The sequence below is a fragment of the Achromobacter sp. MUI-25009338 genome, assembly GCF_057359325.1.
Genome location: NZ_CM170627.1, coordinates 1,670,591 through 1,686,840, shown reverse-complemented (window position 1 = coordinate 1,686,840; position 16,250 = coordinate 1,670,591). Strand labels below are relative to the sequence as shown.

At 71.5% G+C, this 16,250-nt stretch carries 17 protein-coding genes; 8 read left to right on the top strand and 9 right to left on the bottom strand.

Annotated features, from left to right (window positions below; translation table 11 throughout):
- Positions 1 to 2: 2 nt before the first annotated feature.
- From AC1IQ6_RS08010 to AC1IQ6_RS07990, 5 genes are all read left to right on the top strand, one after another.
- On the top strand, positions 3 to 1,016 hold the full coding sequence (locus tag AC1IQ6_RS08010; RefSeq protein WP_485866104.1) for a 2Fe-2S iron-sulfur cluster-binding protein: 1,014 nt from the start codon (positions 3 to 5) through the stop codon (positions 1,014 to 1,016).
- A 60-nt stretch (positions 1,017 to 1,076) separates the two neighbouring features.
- Entirely contained in the window at positions 1,077 to 1,550 is a 474-nt protein-coding gene (cueR, locus tag AC1IQ6_RS08005; protein ID WP_102772751.1) for a Cu(I)-responsive transcriptional regulator, read from the top strand.
- A 23-nt stretch (positions 1,551 to 1,573) separates the two neighbouring features.
- The gene (gene fdx / locus AC1IQ6_RS08000) at positions 1,574 to 1,912 is read left to right on the top strand and encodes an ISC system 2Fe-2S type ferredoxin (RefSeq protein ID WP_102772752.1); all 339 of its coding nucleotides are present in this window, start codon (positions 1,574 to 1,576) and stop codon (positions 1,910 to 1,912) included.
- Between the two features lie 68 nt (positions 1,913 to 1,980).
- Positions 1,981 to 2,346 carry a hypothetical protein gene (locus AC1IQ6_RS07995; RefSeq protein WP_485866103.1) on the top strand — a complete coding sequence of 122 codons (366 nt, stop codon included), beginning with the start codon at positions 1,981 to 1,983 and terminating at the stop codon, positions 2,344 to 2,346.
- A 16-nt stretch (positions 2,347 to 2,362) separates the two neighbouring features.
- Positions 2,363 to 3,796 (top strand): MFS transporter, encoded by a 1,434-nt coding sequence (locus AC1IQ6_RS07990; RefSeq protein ID WP_485866102.1) that lies wholly within the window; start codon positions 2,363 to 2,365, stop codon positions 3,794 to 3,796.
- On the opposite strand, the gene AC1IQ6_RS07985 is transcribed toward AC1IQ6_RS07990, so the two are convergent.
- Entirely contained in the window at positions 3,777 to 4,280 is a 504-nt protein-coding gene (locus tag AC1IQ6_RS07985) for a hypothetical protein (RefSeq protein ID WP_485866101.1), read from the bottom strand. The two genes, AC1IQ6_RS07990 and AC1IQ6_RS07985, sit on opposite strands and share 20 nt — an antisense overlap.
- 90 nt (positions 4,281 to 4,370) lie before the next feature.
- Here AC1IQ6_RS07985 and AC1IQ6_RS07980 point away from each other — a divergent pair, with 90 nt between their 5' ends.
- Both AC1IQ6_RS07980 and AC1IQ6_RS07975 read left to right on the top strand, forming a co-directional pair.
- Positions 4,371 to 5,669: an SDR family oxidoreductase gene (locus AC1IQ6_RS07980; protein WP_485866100.1), complete on the top strand. Its 1,299-nt coding sequence runs from the start codon at positions 4,371 to 4,373 to the stop codon at positions 5,667 to 5,669.
- Positions 5,669 to 6,133, top strand: a complete 465-nt coding sequence (locus AC1IQ6_RS07975; RefSeq protein WP_102772756.1) for a DUF2269 family protein — start codon at positions 5,669 to 5,671, stop codon at positions 6,131 to 6,133. The genes AC1IQ6_RS07980 and AC1IQ6_RS07975 overlap by 1 nt, the downstream gene beginning before the upstream one ends.
- A gap of 14 nt (positions 6,134 to 6,147) precedes the next feature.
- On the opposite strand, the gene AC1IQ6_RS07970 is transcribed toward AC1IQ6_RS07975, so the two are convergent.
- The 6 genes from AC1IQ6_RS07970 to AC1IQ6_RS07945 form a co-directional block, all read right to left on the bottom strand.
- Positions 6,148 to 7,140, bottom strand: coding sequence for an SDR family oxidoreductase (locus tag AC1IQ6_RS07970; RefSeq protein ID WP_485866099.1), 993 nt, complete (start codon positions 7,138 to 7,140; stop codon positions 6,148 to 6,150).
- A gap of 69 nt (positions 7,141 to 7,209) precedes the next feature.
- Positions 7,210 to 8,439: an MFS transporter gene (locus AC1IQ6_RS07965; RefSeq protein ID WP_479731289.1), complete on the bottom strand. Its 1,230-nt coding sequence runs from the start codon at positions 8,437 to 8,439 to the stop codon at positions 7,210 to 7,212.
- 69 nt (positions 8,440 to 8,508) lie between these two features.
- Positions 8,509 to 9,642, bottom strand: coding sequence for a CaiB/BaiF CoA transferase family protein (locus AC1IQ6_RS07960; RefSeq protein WP_102772759.1), 1,134 nt, complete (start codon positions 9,640 to 9,642; stop codon positions 8,509 to 8,511).
- Between the two features lie 37 nt (positions 9,643 to 9,679).
- Positions 9,680 to 10,873: a thiolase family protein gene (locus AC1IQ6_RS07955; RefSeq protein WP_209166108.1), complete on the bottom strand. Its 1,194-nt coding sequence runs from the start codon at positions 10,871 to 10,873 to the stop codon at positions 9,680 to 9,682.
- 26 nt (positions 10,874 to 10,899) lie between these two features.
- A complete protein-coding gene (locus AC1IQ6_RS07950; protein ID WP_485866098.1) occupies positions 10,900 to 11,937 on the bottom strand; it encodes an acyl-CoA dehydrogenase family protein in 1,038 nt (345 codons plus the stop codon).
- A gap of 29 nt (positions 11,938 to 11,966) precedes the next feature.
- Entirely contained in the window at positions 11,967 to 13,121 is a 1,155-nt protein-coding gene (locus AC1IQ6_RS07945) for an acyl-CoA dehydrogenase family protein (RefSeq protein WP_209166110.1), read from the bottom strand.
- Positions 13,122 to 13,308: 187 nt separating this feature from the next.
- Here AC1IQ6_RS07945 and AC1IQ6_RS07940 point away from each other — a divergent pair, with 187 nt between their 5' ends.
- Positions 13,309 to 14,226: a LysR family transcriptional regulator gene (locus tag AC1IQ6_RS07940; RefSeq protein ID WP_348639093.1), complete on the top strand. Its 918-nt coding sequence runs from the start codon at positions 13,309 to 13,311 to the stop codon at positions 14,224 to 14,226.
- Positions 14,227 to 14,236: 10 nt separating this feature from the next.
- Here AC1IQ6_RS07940 and AC1IQ6_RS07935 read toward each other — a convergent pair whose 3' ends face one another.
- Both AC1IQ6_RS07935 and AC1IQ6_RS07930 read right to left on the bottom strand, forming a co-directional pair.
- The gene (locus AC1IQ6_RS07935) at positions 14,237 to 15,208 is read right to left on the bottom strand and encodes a Bug family tripartite tricarboxylate transporter substrate binding protein (RefSeq protein ID WP_485866097.1); all 972 of its coding nucleotides are present in this window, start codon (positions 15,206 to 15,208) and stop codon (positions 14,237 to 14,239) included.
- A gap of 57 nt (positions 15,209 to 15,265) precedes the next feature.
- On the bottom strand, positions 15,266 to 16,249 hold the full coding sequence (locus tag AC1IQ6_RS07930; protein WP_111827111.1) for a Bug family tripartite tricarboxylate transporter substrate binding protein: 984 nt from the start codon (positions 16,247 to 16,249) through the stop codon (positions 15,266 to 15,268).
- Position 16,250 lies beyond the last annotated feature (1 nt).

The following is a 16,250-nucleotide window of genomic DNA, read 5'->3' as shown; positions in this document are numbered from 1 at the left end:
GCATGAGCATCAAGACCATAGATATCCGGCAGGCGCGCATCCGCCTGCCGGCCCAGGAAGGACAGACCATACTCGAGGCCGCCTTGCAGCATGGCGTGTGCTATCCGCACGGCTGCCGCTCGGGCCGCTGCGGCAGCTGCAAGACCCGCCTGATCGAAGGCGAGGTCGACATGCTGCAGCACACGCGCTTTGCGCTGACCGACGAGGAACGGGCCGGCGGCTTCATCCTGGCGTGCCGGGCAGTGCCGAGGACCGACGTGGCCGTGGCCTGGCTCGGAGACGATGACGAGGCCGCGGCCGCGCCGGCGCAGGCGTTCGAGGCGACCATCGTCGCGCTCGACGACCTGACGCACGACATCAAGCGCCTGCGCGTGCGGCCCGATGGCGCCGCGCCCGATTTCGCCGCCGGGCAATATGCCGACATCCGGTTCGGGCAACTGCCCGCGCGCAGCTATTCGATGGCCAACCGGCCGGGCGAGCCGGAGCTGGAATTCCACATACGCCGGGTCCCCGGCGGCGTGGTATCGAGCCACCTGCATACCGCCGTCAGGGCCGGCGACCGCGTCTCGCTCCAGGCGCCGCGCGGCGCGTCGCATCTGCGCGCCTGCCATCGCGGCCCGATGCTGTGCATCGCCGGCGGTTCGGGGCTGGCGCCCATCAAGTCCATCGTCGAGACCGCCCTGGCGCACGGCATGCAGCAGGCCATCCACGTCTACTTCGGCGCGCGCGCGCAACAGGACCTTTACCTGCTGGACCACTTCGAGGCGCTGGTTCGCCGGCACCGCAACCTGGTCTTCATCCCCGTGCTGTCCGAGGCGCGCTCGGACACGCACCGCGTCGGTTTCGTGACCCGGGCCGTGGCCGACGACCTGCCGGACCTGCGCGGCTGGAAAGCCTATGTGGCCGGTCCGCCGACGATGGTGGAGGCGGCGATGCAGATGGCCTGCTCGCGCGGGCTGGGCGCGCAGGACATGCACGCCGACGTGTTCTACACGCCCGAAACCTCGGCGGCTTGACCTTCCCACAATGGCAAGCCTTAGGCTGGGTCCACCTTACACAGATCGAGGAAGACAGCCATGAATATCGGCGCAGCGTCCAAGGCATCCAAGGTGTCGGCCAAGATGATCCGCTATTACGAGCAGATCGGCCTAATCCCCGCGGTGGGCCGGACCGACTCCGGCTACCGCGCCTATACCCCGGCCGACGTCGACCGGCTGCACTTCATCCGCCGCGCCCGCGACCTGGGCTTCTCGGTGGCGGAAACCAGCAACCTGCTGGACCTGTGGCACGACCAGTCGCGCCAGAGCGCCGATGTCAAGCGCCTGGCCCAGCAGCACCTGGCCGAACTGGACCGGCGCATCGAGAGCATGCGGCAGATCGCCGAAACGCTGAAGGCGCTGATCCGCTGCTGCGCCGGCGACGAGCGGCCCAACTGCCCCATCCTGCACACGCTCCAGCAACCCGACGACAAAGAGCGCGAGCCCGAGGCGCGCACCGGCGCCGTGCGGCGCCGCGTCGGCGGCAATGCGCCGGCCAGGCGCGCATCCTAGTACCGAGCTTCCCGGAACACGATATGCCCAAGATCACCGTTCTACCCCATGCCGACCTGGCGCCCGAGGGCGCCGTGCTGGAGGCGCCGGCCGGCACTTCGGTCTGCGAGGCCCTGCTGGCGAACGGCATAGAAATAGAACATGCCTGCGACATGAGCTGCGCCTGCACGACTTGCCACTGCATCGTGCGCAAAGGCTACGACACCCTCAACGAGGTCGAGGATTGCGAGGACGACCTGCTCGACCGCGCCTGGGGGCTGGAGGCGCACTCGCGCCTGAGCTGCCAGGCCATCCTGGCCCATGAGGACCTGACCGTGGAAATCCCCAAGTACACGATCAACCACGCCAAGGAGAACCACTGACGCGCGGGCACGGCGCTTGCTGAGCGCGACGGATCGGCCCCGAGCGCCGCCAGCCCCGAGGTGTCATCATGCCCAACGCCGCCCCCCGCCCCCTTCCCCGCTTTGCGCGCGCCAGCGGCCGCGCCCAGGACCATGAGGTGCCGGACGAGGACATCGAACCCGCCGACGCCACCGACGAGGACACGGGCGCGGGGCGCGCATCGCCGCGCCTGCTGCGCCGCCTCAAGGAGATCGACGACGCCCGCCCCGGCCTGCCCGGCGAGCACCTTGCCGTGCTGACCCTGGGCGCATGGCTGATGCTGGCCGGCATGCGCGGGCGCACGCCGCTGCGCCGCGTGCTGTACACGCTGGCCGGCACCGCGCTGGTGGGCCGCGCGGCCAGCGGCACCGGCGGCATCGCGCGCGTGGCGCGCATCCTCAAGCGCCTGGGATAGCGCGGCGCGCCAGACCATGCCGTGCGCCGGCCCCGGCAGCGACATACCCGCGCGGCTCGACCGCCTGCCGTGGTCGCGCTGGCACTGGCGCATGGTCGGCGCGCTCGGCGCGGCCTGGGTGTTCGACGGCCTGGAGGTCACGCTGGCCGGCTCGCTGGGGGCCGTGCTGACGCGACCCGGCACGCTGGGCCTCACCGCCGCGCAGATCGGCGCGGCGGGTTCGCTCTACGTCGCCGGCGCCGTGCTGGGCGCGCTGCTGTTCGGGCGCATGGCGGACCGCCTGGGACGCAAGCGCCTGTTCCTCGCGACGCTGGCCATCTACATGACGGCCACGCTGGCGACGGCCTTCTCGCCCAACTTCATTTACTTCGCGACCTGCCGATGGGCCACCGGCCTGGGCATCGGCGGCGAGTACGCGGCCATCAATTCCGCCATCGACGAACTGGTGCCGGCGCGCGTGCGCGGCCGCGTCAATCTCGCGGTCAACGGCTGCTTCTGGCTGGGCGCCGCGCTGGGCGCGGGGCTGAGCCTGCCGTTACTGGACGAGCGGCTGCTGCCGCCCGACCTGGGCTGGCGGCTGGCGTTCGGGGCCGGCGCCGTCCTGGCCCTGGTGATCCTGCGGGTGCGCCGCGACGTGCCGGAAAGCCCGCGCTGGCTGCTGGCGCGAGGCCGCGCGGCGCAGGCCGAGCGCATCGTGCAGGACATCGAGGCGCAGGTGCGGCGCGAACGCGGCAGCCTGCCGGCCGCCGCCGCCGGGCGCATCGCCTACCGCAGCGCGCGAACGCCGGGCTTGCGCGAGGTGGCCCACGTGCTGGTGCGCACCTACCCGGCGCGCAGCGGCGTCTGCCTGGCGCTGATGCTGGCGCAGGCGTTTTTCTACAACGCCATCTTCTTCACCTACGCCCTGGTGCTGACGCGCTTCTACGGCGTGCCGGACGCACAAGCGGGCTGGTACATCCTGCCCTTCGCGCTCGGCAACGTGCTGGGGCCCTGGCTGCTGGGGCCGCTGTTCGACCTGGTGGGACGGCGCAAGATGATCTGCGCGACCTATCTGTCGGCCGGCATCGGGCTGGCGCTGACGGCCGCGGCGTTCCAGGCCGGCTGGCTGGACGCGCGCACGCAGACCCTGTGCTGGTCCGCCATATTCTTCGTGGCCTCGGCGGCCGCCAGCTCGGCCTATCTGACGGTCAGCGAAGTGTTTCCGATCGAGATGCGCGGGGTGGCCATCGCGCTGTTCTACGCGGCCGGCACCGGCATCGGCGGCTTCGCCGGCCCGGCGCTGTATGGCTGGCTGATAGACACCGGCCAGCGCGACTGGCTGGCGCTGGGCTATGCGCTGGCCGCCGCGCTCATGGCCGGCGCGGGCCTGGTGGCGCTGCGCCTGCCGGTCAACGCCGAGCGGCGCGCCTTGGAAGCGGTGGCGCCGCCGCTCAACGCGGACGGGCGGTAAGGCGCTGGCCGGACGCCGCCGCGCTGCGGCAGGCGCGCGATCCCAGCGCCAGGCCCAGTCCGAACGCCGCATAGACCAGCAGCAGCGCGCCGCGCGAAAGCCGGTGTTCGAAACCGGGCCTGAAGCGCTCGGGCGTGAGCCGATAGTCCGCGAAACAGGCCACGCCGGCGGTGCACAGCCCTTCGGCCAGCGCCCGCCCGATCGGCCGCGGCCCTTGCCCGACGCCGGTCGCACGGGCGTGCAGCGTGGCCCAGAATATCGACGCGGCATGGTGGATCAGATAGCCGTTGGCGGTATGGCGCCATGTCGGGCTGTTCTTGCGCAGGGCCCGCGCTCCCCATATCCAGTGGCTGATGGCGTTGATGGGCGGCGCCGCACGGCCGTGCTCGATCCGGCCCGCCGCCGTCAGTATCGCGACCGAGAACAGGCTGGCCAGCGTGCCGCTGCGCAGTCCCTCGAAAAATGCGTCGCGCCAAACCCGCATGGTGCATGCCTCCTGTGCTGGCGCCTCCGGCGGCATGAGGCTTGCTGCGCTGACGCCGCCCCGCCCGCGGCGGAATGTGGAGAACGAGTCGTGAAAATCCTGCTCACCGGCGCCCACGGTTTCATCGGAAGCCGGCTGCTCGCGGCCCTGCTGGACGCCGGCCACGAATTGGTCTGCCCGGTGCGCGCCGTCACCGCGCGCGACCTGGGCATGCGCGGCGCAAGATTCGTGCCCGCGGACTTCCGCCGCATGGACCGCAGCGCCGACTGGGCGCCGCTGCTCGACGGCATGCAGGCCGCGATCAACACGGTCGGCGTATTCCGTGACAGCGCGGACAACGGCTATGCCGCCGTGCACGGGGCCGCGCCTGTCGCGCTGTTCAATGCGGCTCGCCAGCGCGGCGTGCGCGTCATCCATTTCTCGGCGCTGGGCGCGGACGCCGGCGCCGCCTCGGAATTCCACCGCAGCAAGCGCGCCGCCGACGATGCGCTGCGCGCGCTGGACATGCCCGCTCACATCGTGCAGCCCTCGCTGGTGTACGGCCCCGGTGGCGCAAGCGCCGCGCTGTTCGACCGGCTCGCGCTCTGGCCGCTGCTGCCGCTGCCCGGCGGCGGCCGGCAACAGATCCAGCCGGTCCATGTCCAGGATGTGGTGGCGGGCGTTTCGGCATTACTGGCCTCGCCGCCGGACCGGGTCGTGACGATCGCCTTCTGCGGCCCGCAGGCGCTGAGCCTGCGCGACTATCTGGCCGCGCTGCGGCGCGGTCTGGGCGTGGACGCACGCCAGCGCGTCATTGCGCTGCCCGGCGGCCTGGCGCGCGCGGCCGCGCGCATCGGGCGGCATCTGCCGGGCAGCCTGTTCAACCCGGAAAGCCTGTCCATGCTGGAGCGCGGCAACACCGCGGACCCGTCCGCGTTCAGCGCGGCGCTGGGCCGCGCGCCGCGGCCGCCGCAGGACTTCGTGGACGCCGACCTGCGCCAGGCCTTGTGGAGCCGGGCCGCGCTGGACAATATGCTGCCGCTGCTGCGCCTGAGCCTGGCCGCCGTCTGGCTGTGGACCGCCGCGGTGTCGATATTCGGCTATCCCGTGCGCGACAGCCTGGCCCTGCTGGAACGGGCCGGCGTGCCGGCCGCGCTGGCGCCGGCCGCGCTGTATGGCGCCGCGGCGCTGGACCTGGTCCTCGGCCTTCTCACGCTGGCCTGGCGGCGCGTCGATGCGGTGTTGCTGTGGCGGGCCCAGATCGGCCTGATCCTGGCCTACACGGCCATCATCAGCTGGCGACTGCCCGAGCAATGGCTGCATCCATTCGGCCCGATATCGAAAAATCTTCCCATGCTGGCCGTGCTGGCGCTGCTCGCCCTCGCCGCCCGCAGCAAAGCGAGGCGCTGATGGACTATCTGCTGGTGAAACTGCTGCACATACTGTCGTCGTCCCTGCTGTTCGGGACCGGCATCGGTTCGGCCTTCTATCTGCTGTGCGTGGTGCTGCAGCGCGAACCGCGCACGGTCGCCGCCGTGGCCCGCATCGTGGTCGTCGCCGACTGGCTGTTCACCGCGACCACGGCCGTCGCCCAGCCGCTGACCGGCCTGTATCTGATCCACCTGATGCAACTGCCGCTGACGACGCCGTGGGTGGCGTGGTCACTGGGCCTGTATGCGCTGGCCATCGCATGCTGGCTGCCGGTGGTCTGGCTGCAGATCCGGATGCGCGACAGCGCGTCCCGCTGCGCCGCCGCGGGACAGCCGCTCTCGCCAAGCTTCATGCGCTATTTCCGCGCCTGGTTCATATTGGGATTTCCGGCGCTGGCGGCCTTTCTCGCCATCTTCTGGCTTATGGTGTTCAAGCCCGCCTGAGCGCCGTCCGCGCCTCAACGCCGGCCGCGCGCCAGCCACAGCGCCGCGCCGCCGGCCAGCGCCACCGTCGTCAGCAGCGTGGCGCGCTGGTGCATCGCCACATGGGTATAGACGCTATGCCTGCGCCCGGTCCGCTGCACCGCCGGATGCTCGCCGCCCGCTTCGTAAAGCGAGTCCGTGCCCTGTTGCGTGCGGGCCGGGCCGCGCTGGCGCCGGAACAGCCACCCGGCCATACGGTCGGCCAGCCCCGGCATGTTCTGGCCCAGCGCCCCGATGGCGCGGGAAGCGCTGCCCACGTACAGGTCGCGCACCGGATGGCAAGCCGCGTGCAGGATGGCTTCGGCGACCATCTCCGGCGCGTATACGGGCGGCGGAAGGTCGGGCTGCGCGTCCATATAGTTGCGGGCATGGACGGTAAAACCGGTCGAGATCGAAGCCGGCTTGATCAGGGTGACCGAAATCGGCGCGCCCTGCTGCCTCAGTTCCATCCGCAGCGCGTCGGTATATCCCTTGACCGCGTGCTTGGCCGCCGAATAGGCGCCTTGCAGGGGCACGGCGCGATCGGACACTTCGCTGCCCACGTTGATGATCGCGCCGCCGGACGATTTCATGTGCCGCACCGCCGTCAAGGAGCCGTACACCACGCCCCAGTAGTCGGTCTCGAACAGCTTGCGCTGGTCCTCGATGGGCACTTCCTCCAGGGTTCCGTAGATCGACACCCCGGCATTGTTCACCCAGGTATCGACACAGCCGAAGCGTTCCACGGCCTGGGCCAGAATACGCTCGTGATCGTCCTGCACGCCCACGTCCGCGGCCACGCATATGGCGGTTCCGCCATCCTGCCCGATTTCTTGGGCCACCTGCTGCAGCGCCTCTTCCTGGCGTCCGGCCAGCACCACTCTGGCGCCCCGGCTCGCTGCCATGCGCGCGGTAGCGGCGCCGATGCCGCTGCCGGCGCCCGTGATGACGATGACCTGGTCGCGCAACGGTTTCAGATTCGGTTTCATTGAAGCCTCCTGGTTCCAACGCTCGATTGCGTAAGATCCGGAGGCCAGCAAGCCACATTCCCGCGCGGCTCAGGCCCGGTCGCGGCGGCCGATGCGCCGCGCCGCCGCGCCCAGCACCACGACCGCAAGCGCCAGCGGCGCGAACGACACCCACAGCACCGTGTCCCAGTCGTACGCGGCCAGCAGCCCGCCCGAGGCGAACGAGCCCAGCGCCATGGTGCCGAACACCACGAAATCGTTGAGCGACTGCACCCGCGTCTTTTCTTCCGGGCGATGGCATTCCAGCACCAGCGCGGACGCGCCCACGAAGCCGAAGTTCCAGCCCACCCCCAGCAGGATCAGCGTGAGCCAGAAGTGGGCCACGTCGATGCCGTTCAGGCCGGCGGCCGCGGCCAGCCCGGTCAGCAGCAGGCCCGCCGCCACCACGCGCCCGGCGCCGAAGCGCACGATCAGCCGGCCGGTGAAGAAGCTGGGCGCGTACATCGCGATGACGTGCCATTGCAGGCCGAGGTTGGCGTTCTCCTGGCTGTGGCCGCACAGGTGCATGGCCAGCGGGGCAGCCGTCATGAGGAAGTTCATCAGCATGTAGGACACCGCGCCGCAGATCACGGCCGTGATGAAGAGCGGCTGGCGGGCGATGACCGACAGCGGCCGTCCCTGCGCCACTTCCGCCGCGCTCGGCGTCGGCAGCCGCACGCCCAGCAGCACCAGCGCCGACAGCGCCGCGACCGCGGCCTGCACCAGGAAGGTGGCGGCGAACATATGCGGCTGCCACAGGTACATGGTGTGGGTGACCAGCTGCGGCCCCACCACGCCCGCCACCACGCCGCCGCCCATCACGAAGGACAGCGCGCGCGGCCGCAGCGCGGGCGAGACGCCGTCGGCCGCCGCGAAGCGGAACGACAGCACCACGGCGGCGTACGCGCCGCCGAAGAAAGTCGCCAGGCAGAACAGCCAGAACGAACTCAGCACGATGGCCGCGGCCGCCAGCAGGCCCACCAGCATCCCGCAGCCGGTGCCGGCCAGGAACGCGGCCCGCCGGCCGTGACGCCGCGCGATGGCGCCGGCGGGCATGATGCAGGCCGCCATGCCCACCACGAAAACGGAAATCGGCAAGGTGGCCAGCGACTTGTCCGGCGCCAGCATGTCGCCGACGATGGCCCCGGTGGCGTAGACCACGACGGAGTTCGCGCCGGCCAGCGCCTGGGCGACGGTCAGTCTTGCGATGTTGCCGCGCTGCTCGCGCGGCGAGAGTTCATAGGAGGTGCTGCTGGGAGCGACGGCTGCGGCGGCGGACAAAATCTTCCTCGGTTATATGCAAATAATCGTACGTTATAACGCCATACGATAACCGCTGCCTCGCGCCCCTCAGTTTCCGGGGATGCCGAACGCCTCCAGTTCTTCGGCATCCAGCCAGTCCTTCAAGGCCGCCGGGTCCGGGGGCTGCGGCGCGGTGGGCCGGGCGCTGGGCGTCCTGCTGAAGCGCGGCGCCGGCGCCGGCTGCGTGATGCCGTCGATCTCCACCAGCGTGCCGCGCGCCCGCACCTGCGGGTGCTGCGCCGCGTCGCGCAGCGTCTGCACCGGCGCCACGCAGACATCCAGCAGCGCCAGCCGGGCGCACCAGTCGTCGCGGTCGCGTTGGGCGAACGCCTCGCGCAGCACCGCGCGCAGGCGCGGCCAGGTGTCCCGGTCCTGGTGGTCGCCAAGTTCGCGGATCGCCTCGTCGTCCAGGCCCAGCTCGCGCAGCAGCAGTTCGTGAAAGCGCTTTTCTATCGGGCCGACCGACAGCCACAGGCCGTCGGCGCACTGGTAGACGTCGTAGAACGGCGCGCCGGAATCCAGGATGTTGGCGCCGCGCTCGGGCCGCCACGCGCCGGACGCGGCCAGGCCGAAGAACGCGGTGGCCATCGAGGCCGCGCCGTCCATCACGGCGGCGTCCACCACCTGCCCCTGCCCGGACTGGCGCGCCTCGATGATGGCGGCCAGGACGCCCAGCGCCAGGTACGGGCCGCCGCCGCCGAAATCGCCCACCAGCGCCAGCGGCGGCGTGGGCGGCTGGCCGGCGCGGCCGATGGCGTCGAGCACGCCGGTGACGGCGATGTAGTTGATGTCGTGCCCGGCCACCTGCGCCAGCGGCCCGTCCTGGCCCCAGCCGGTGATGCGGCCATAGACCAGCCGGGGATTCTCGGCCAGGCAGGCCTGCGGCCCCAGGCCCAGGCGTTCGGTCACGCCGGGCCGGAATCCCTCGATCAGCGCGTCGGCCTTGCGCAGCAGCCGCAGCACCAGCGCGACGGCGCGCGGGTCTTTCAGGTCCAGCGCGATGGCGCGCCGGTTGCGCAACAGCAGGTTGTACTTGAGCTCGCGCTTCACGCCCAGGTCGGCCGGCTCCTTGCGCTCGATCCGCAGCACGGTGGCGCCCATGTCGGCCAGCAGCATGGCCGCCATGGGCCCGGGGCCGATCCCGGCCAGTTCGATGATGCGGATTCCAGCCAGAGGTCCCATGTGTGCGTCTCCGTTGCGATGGCGGCGCGCCGCCGGATCAAAGCGTTTCGATGGCGATGGCCGTGGCCTCGCCGCCGCCCAGGCACAGGCAGGCCACACCGCGGCGCAGTCCGCGCCGCTGCAGCGAATGCAGCAGCGTGACGATGATGCGCGCGCCGGTCGCGCCCACCGGATGGCCCAGCGCGCAGGCGCCGCCTTCGACGTTGACGCGTTCGGCCGCCAGGCCCAGTTCGCGCAGCGCGATCAGCGTGACCACGGCGAAGGCCTCGTTGATTTCGTACAGGTCGACCGAGTCGCGGCTCCAGCCGACGCGGTCGAGCAGGCGCGAGATCGCGTGCACCGGCGCCGCCGGAAACTGCCCCGGCGGCAAGGCCGCCGCCGCATGGCCGACGATGCGCGCGCGCGGCGTCAGGCCCAGCGTCTGCGCGTGGCTCTGGCGGGTCAGCACCAGCGCGGCCGCGCCGTCCGATATGGACGAAGCGTTGCCGGCCGTGACCGTGCCGTCGGCGGTGAACACGGGCTTGAGGCTGCCCAGCCGCGACACGTCGCACTGGCCCGGGGTTTCGTCCTCGGCCACCGGTTCGCCCTGCGGCGCCCCGCGGCGCGGGCGCGCCGCCATCGGCGCGATCTCGGCGGCGAACGCGCCATGCGCGACGCTGTGCTGGGCGCGCAGCACGCTGCGCTCGGCATAGGCGTCCTGCTCGGCGCGGGTGAAGCCGTGCTCGCGCGCGGCCAGGTCGGCGTAATAGCCCATCAAGTGGCCTTCGTAGGCGTCCTGCAGGCCGTCGCGGTACATGTGGTCCAGCAGTTGCCCGTCGCCCAGGCGGTATCCCTGGCGCGCGCGCGGTATCAGGTGCGGCGCGTTGCTCATCGATTCCATGCCGCCGGCCAGCACCAGCTCGGCCGAACCGGCGCAAAGCATGTCATGGGCCAGCGTCACGGCCTTCATGCCCGAGCCGCACATCTTGCTGAGCGTGGTGGCCTGCACGGTGGTCGGCAGCCCCGCGCCCAGCACGGCCTGGCGCGCCGGCGCCTGGCCCAGGCCGGCGAACAGGCAGCAGCCCATCAGCGCCTCCTGGGCCGCATCCGCGGCCAGCCCGGCCTGGCGCATCGCGGCGGCCAGCGCATGGGCGCCGAGCTGGGGCGCGGTGTAGTGCGACAGCGCGCCCTGGAATGCGCCGATGGGAGTGCGCTGCGCGGCGACGATGACGACGGGATCGGGATGGGACATGGATGGGAACCTCGGTGTTGAAAGAATCAGGCGGCGATCGCGGCCATCATGCCGCGCACGAATTCCAGCAGGGTCCGGCTGTCGCTGGCCATCAGCCGGCGGCCGACCAGCTCGGCGCAATCGTCTTCGCTCATGCCGGCGGCGCGCCATTCGTGCAAGCGGGTGGTGTAGAGCCCCAGCGCGAGCTCTTCGGTGATGCCGATGGCGCCATGTACGGCGTGGGCGATGGCGCAGGCGACGGGAATCGCTTCGCATGCCCGCAGCCGGGCGCTGGCCGCGAGCGCGGCGTCAGGCAGCATGGCGCCGCTGGCGCAGGCCATGCGCGCCGCCATGGCGGCCGCGGCCGCCTGTTCGGCCAGCACGCTGATTTCCTGCTGGATGGCCTGGAAGCGTCCCAAAGGCCGGCCGAACTGCTGGCGCTCGCCCACGAAGGCGACGCAGCGGTCCAGCACCGCCTGCAGCGCGCCGGCGATGCCGGCCGCGTCGGCGGCGTTGCGCCAGGCCTGCACCGCCTCGTCCGGCAAGGCCACGCGGCCCAGGACGGCCGGCGACTCGCTCCAGGCGGGCGCGGCGCTGGCGCGCGGACGAAACAGTCCGGGCGCGGACACCGCCGGCGCGGCCACCAGCAGCAGTCCGCCGTCGCGCTGCACCAGCACGCTGCGCGCCAGCCCGGCGCCCGGCGTCTGGGCGCAGCGCAGGCCGCTGGGACCGGACAGCGCCCGGGCCAGCGCGATCGGCCCTTCGGGCACGCGCTGGCCGGCGCTGCGCAACAGGGCGCGCGCGAGCATGGTGTCGGACAGCGGATACGGCAGCGCCGCCGCGCCCGCCGCCCGCCACAGGCCCTCGGCGTCGGCCAGCGACAGTCCCGCCCCGCCGAGGTCGGCCGGCGTCAGCGCGTCCACGTAGCCGAGCGCGTCGATCTCGCGCCAGGTGCGCGCGGCCACGCCTTGCGGGTCTGCCGCGTCGGCTGCGGCCTCGATCTCGCGCACGCGCTCCAGCGGGCACAGCCCGGCCAGTGCGCGAGAGAATTCGTCATACAGGTCTTGCTGGAGGGATTGCGGCATGCCATGTCCTCAGGGTCCGGGGCGGCGCGCTAGCGCAGGCCGAGTTCGCGCGCGATGATGCCGCGCAGGATGTGGCGGGTGCCGCCGCGCAGCGAAAACGTCGGGTTGATGAGCGTCAGGTAGGCCAGCGTGCGCGCCAGCACCTCGTCCGGCGCCGGACCGGCGCGCAGGGCCTGCCCTATCCATTCGGGCACGGCCTGCTCGAAGCCGGTGCCCAGGTCCTTAACCAGCACCGCCGCCAGGCCGGCGTCGGCGCCTTCGTTCAGGCGCCGCGTCACGGCCAGCGACATGGCGCGCAGCACCGCCAGGTTGGCGGCCAGGCGGCCCGCCAGGCGCACCTGCGCGGGCTCGGGCGCGCCGTTCGCGCGCAGGTGGGCGAGCCAGCCGTCTATCAGCACCATGCTGGAATAAATGCGTTCGGGGCCGCTGCGCTCCAGCGCCAGTTCCGCCGTGACCTGCGCCCAGCCGCTGCCTTCCTCGCCCACCAGCGCATCGGCCGGCAGGCGCACGTTGTCGAACAGGACTTCGCAGAAATGCGTGTCGCCGGTGATGTCGCGGATCGGGCGGATCTCGATGCCGGGCAGCGTCAGGTCGAAGATCATCTGCGACAGCCCGCGATGGCGGTCTTCGGGCGCGCCCGAGGTGCGCACCAGCGCGCACATGTAGTGCGAGCGATGGGCGTTGGTGGTCCAGATCTTGCGCCCGTTCAGCAGCCAGCCGCCGCCCTGCGGCGTGGCGCGGGTGCGCACGCTGGCCAGGTCCGAGCCGGTGTCGGGTTCGCTCATGCCGATGGCGAAAAAGGCTTCGCCCCGGATGATGCGCGGCAGATAGAAATCGCGCTGCGCCTGCGAACCGTAGCGCAGGATCAGCGGCGCCGTCTGGCGGTCGGCGATCCAGTGCGCCGATACCGGCGCGCCGGCCGCCAGCAGTTCCTCGCTCAGCACGAAGCGCGCGTAGTTGCTGCGTTCGCCGCCGCCGTATGCGGCCGGCAGCGTCAGGCCCAGCCAGCCCTGGCGCGCCAGCGCGCGGCTGAACTCGGCGTCGTAGCCCATCCACGAGCGCGCGCGGCGGTCGGCCGGCATATCGTGCAGCGCCTCGCGCAGGAAGGCGCGCACGCTGGCGCGCAGAGCCTCGTCCTGCGCGGGTATCGCGGCCAGTTGCAGTGCTTCGTCGATAGCGCCCAATGTGGTCCCCGCAGCGCGCTCCGCACGGCGCCGGCGCGCGCATTACCGTGATCGTAAAGTGCCGTGCAAGCCCGCTGCGCGCGGGCTTCATGGCAATCTACACGGGGCCTGCATCCCGGTCTAATATTAGATGTGGACCGGGCAATACATCATAAATATCGCGAGCCCGGCGCATCAGGAGACGCCCGTGGAGCTACGCCAGCTCAAGCAGTTGCTGGTCCTGTCCGAGACCCTCAATTTCCATCGCGCCGCCGAGCGCCTGCACATGGCGCAGCCGCCGCTGTCGACCGCCATCAAGAAGCTGGAGCAGGAACTCGGCGTGCAATTGTTCGAAAGGCTGCCGGCCGGCCTGCGGCCCACGCCGGCCGCCGAGGTCGTGCTGCGCTACGCGCGCACCACGCTCTACTACGCCGAGGAGATCCGGCGCGCGGCCAAGGAAGGCGCGAGCGGCGAACAGGGCGTGCTCAAGGTGGGCTTCGTCGGCTCGTCCACCTATTCGCTGATGCCGCAGCTGCTGTCGGCGTTCCGCAAGGAATTCCCGCGCGTGGACCTGATCATCGAGGAGTCCACCACCATCGATCTGCTGCGCCGGCTGGACGCGCACACGCTGGACGTGGCGCTGGTGCGCTTTCCGGTGCTCGAACCCACCGCGGCCCGCATCACGCTCTTGCAGCCGGACCATCTGATGCTGGCCGTGCCGGCCGACAGCCGCCATGCCGCCAGCGAGGACGTGGCGCTGCGCGACCTGGCCGACGAGCCCTTCATCGGCTATTCGCGCACGCACGTGCCCGGCATGCACGCGCTGGTCATGTATGCGTTCCAGCAGGCCGGCGTGGTGCCGCGCATCGCCCAGGAGGCGATCCAGGTGCAGACCATACTGAGCCTGGTGGAAAGCGGGCTGGGCGTGGCCATCGTGCCGGCGGTGGCCCGCCGCCAGGCCGGCAGCAAGGTGCGGCTGGTGCCGGTTTCGCAACTGGCCGACACCATCAAGGTGGGCATCGCGCTGGCCGTGCACCCGGACAACGCCACCGCGACCAGCGCCAATTTCGTGGACATGGCCTGCCGGCTGATGCGTGCCGGGCCGCCCGCCGCGGCGGCGGCCTGAGCCGGTCCGGCTATTCCTGCTGGATGTTGGCCAGCTTGGCGATGCGCCGCATGGATTCGAGTTCTTCCTTCTGGAAGCTCGCCAGCGTCTCGGGGCCGCCGACGAACGACTCGCCGCCCAGGCCGGCCATGAAGGCCCGGCCCGCGTCGCTGCGCACCAGCGCCTGGACCGCCTCGGACATGCGCGCGACGATGGCGGGATCGACCTTGGCGGGAAAGAAAACGGCCGTCCAGGCGTAGGCTTCGTAGCCCTTGGTGCCGGCCTCCTGCATGGTGGGCACGTCGGGCAGGTCCTTGATGCGCTGCGCGCTGGTCACGGCCAACGGCCTGAGCTTGCCGCCGCGGATCAGCGGCAGGGCCGCGCTGACGTCGGCAAGGCTGTACTGCACCACGCCGCCGGCCAGGTCGGCCAGCGCGGCGGAGGTGCCCTTGTACGGCACGTGCGTGGCCTTGATGCCGTTCTGCTCGTGGAAAAGTTCCAGCACCACCTGGTAGGTGGCGGTGCCGCTGGCGAAGTTGAGCTGCCCCGGCGCCTTCCTGGCGGCGGCCACCAGTTCGGCCACGCTGCGGTACGGCGAATTGGCCGGCACCACCAGCACCATCGGAAAGCGCGCGATCGGCGCCACCGGCGAGAAGTCCTTGATCGCGTCGTACGGCAGGCTCTTGAATACGGCCGCGTTGGTGGTCATGGGCGAGTTGCTGGCCACGAACATGGTGTAGCCGTCGGGAGCCGCGCCCGCCACCGCCTGGGCGGCGATGAAACTGTTGGCGCCCGGCCGGTTCTCGACGATGAAGGGCTGGCCGAACTTGTCGGCCAGATGCTTGGACAGGAAGCGCGCGGTGGTGTCGGCGCCGCTGCCCGGCGGCAGCGAGACGACGATCTTCACCGGATGCGAGGGGTAATCGGCTGCGGCGCGGGCGTTGCCGCCCAGCGCCAGCGCGGCGCCGAGCAATCCCGCAATGACCAGGGTCCTGATGTTCATGCTTGTCTCCGCAAGGCTGTTCTATTGGCGAACCCGGCGCGCGCCGGGCCGACATATTCATTCGGGCTGTATGCCCGCCATCCTGACCGCGTCGCCCCAGCGCCGCACCTCCTGCCCCAGATACGCCTGGAACTCGGCCGGCGAGGAACTGCGCAGGTCCACGCCCTGGGCCGTGAACGGGCCGGCGATGGCGGGGTCGCGCACGGCCTCGGCCAGCGCCTGGTTCAGGCGCAGGATCGCGGGCTGCGGCGTGGCGGCCGGCGCCAGCACGCCCTGCCAGGTGTTCATGGTCAGGTCCTTCAGGCCCGCTTCCCGCAGCGTCGGCACTTGCGGCAGCGCCGCCGAGCGCTGCGCGCCGGTCACGGCCAGCGCCTTGACGCGGCCGTCGCGGATATAGGGCAGCGCCGAGCTTATCGCGTCCACCATGAACTGCACCTGCCCGCCCAGCATCGCCACCATGGCCGGATTGGTGCCCTTGAACGGAATCCCGACGGCGCGCGTGCCGGTGGCGTGCAGGAACAGCGCCACGCTCAGATGGGTGATGTTGCCGACCCCGCCCGTGCCATAGCTGAGCGCATCCGGCCTGGCCTTGAGGTAGGCGATGAACTCGGCCGTATTCGCCGCAGGCAGATCCCGCGTCGTCATCAGCACCAGGGGGATCGAGGCCGTCAGCCCTACGGGCGCGAAATCGCGCAGCGGATCGTAGGGCAGCTGGCGGTACAGCGCCGGGCTGATCGCCAGGCCGGACGAGTGGTACAGCAAGGTGTAGCCGTCGGGCCTGGCGCGCGCCACGCTTTCGCCGGCGATATTGCCGCTGGCCCCGGTCTTGTTCTCCACGATCACGGGCTGGCCGAGCTGGCGCGCCACGTGCTGCGCGACCGCCCGGGCCAGCACGTCGGTCGGTCCGCCCGCGGCGTAAGGCAGGATCAGGCGCAGCGGCTGCGCCGGCCAGGACGAATCGGCGGCGCGGACGGCGCGCGCCAGCGGCAGGCCGGCCAGCGCGCCCATGGCCGCCAGCAGTCTTCTTCTCCTCGTGTGCATC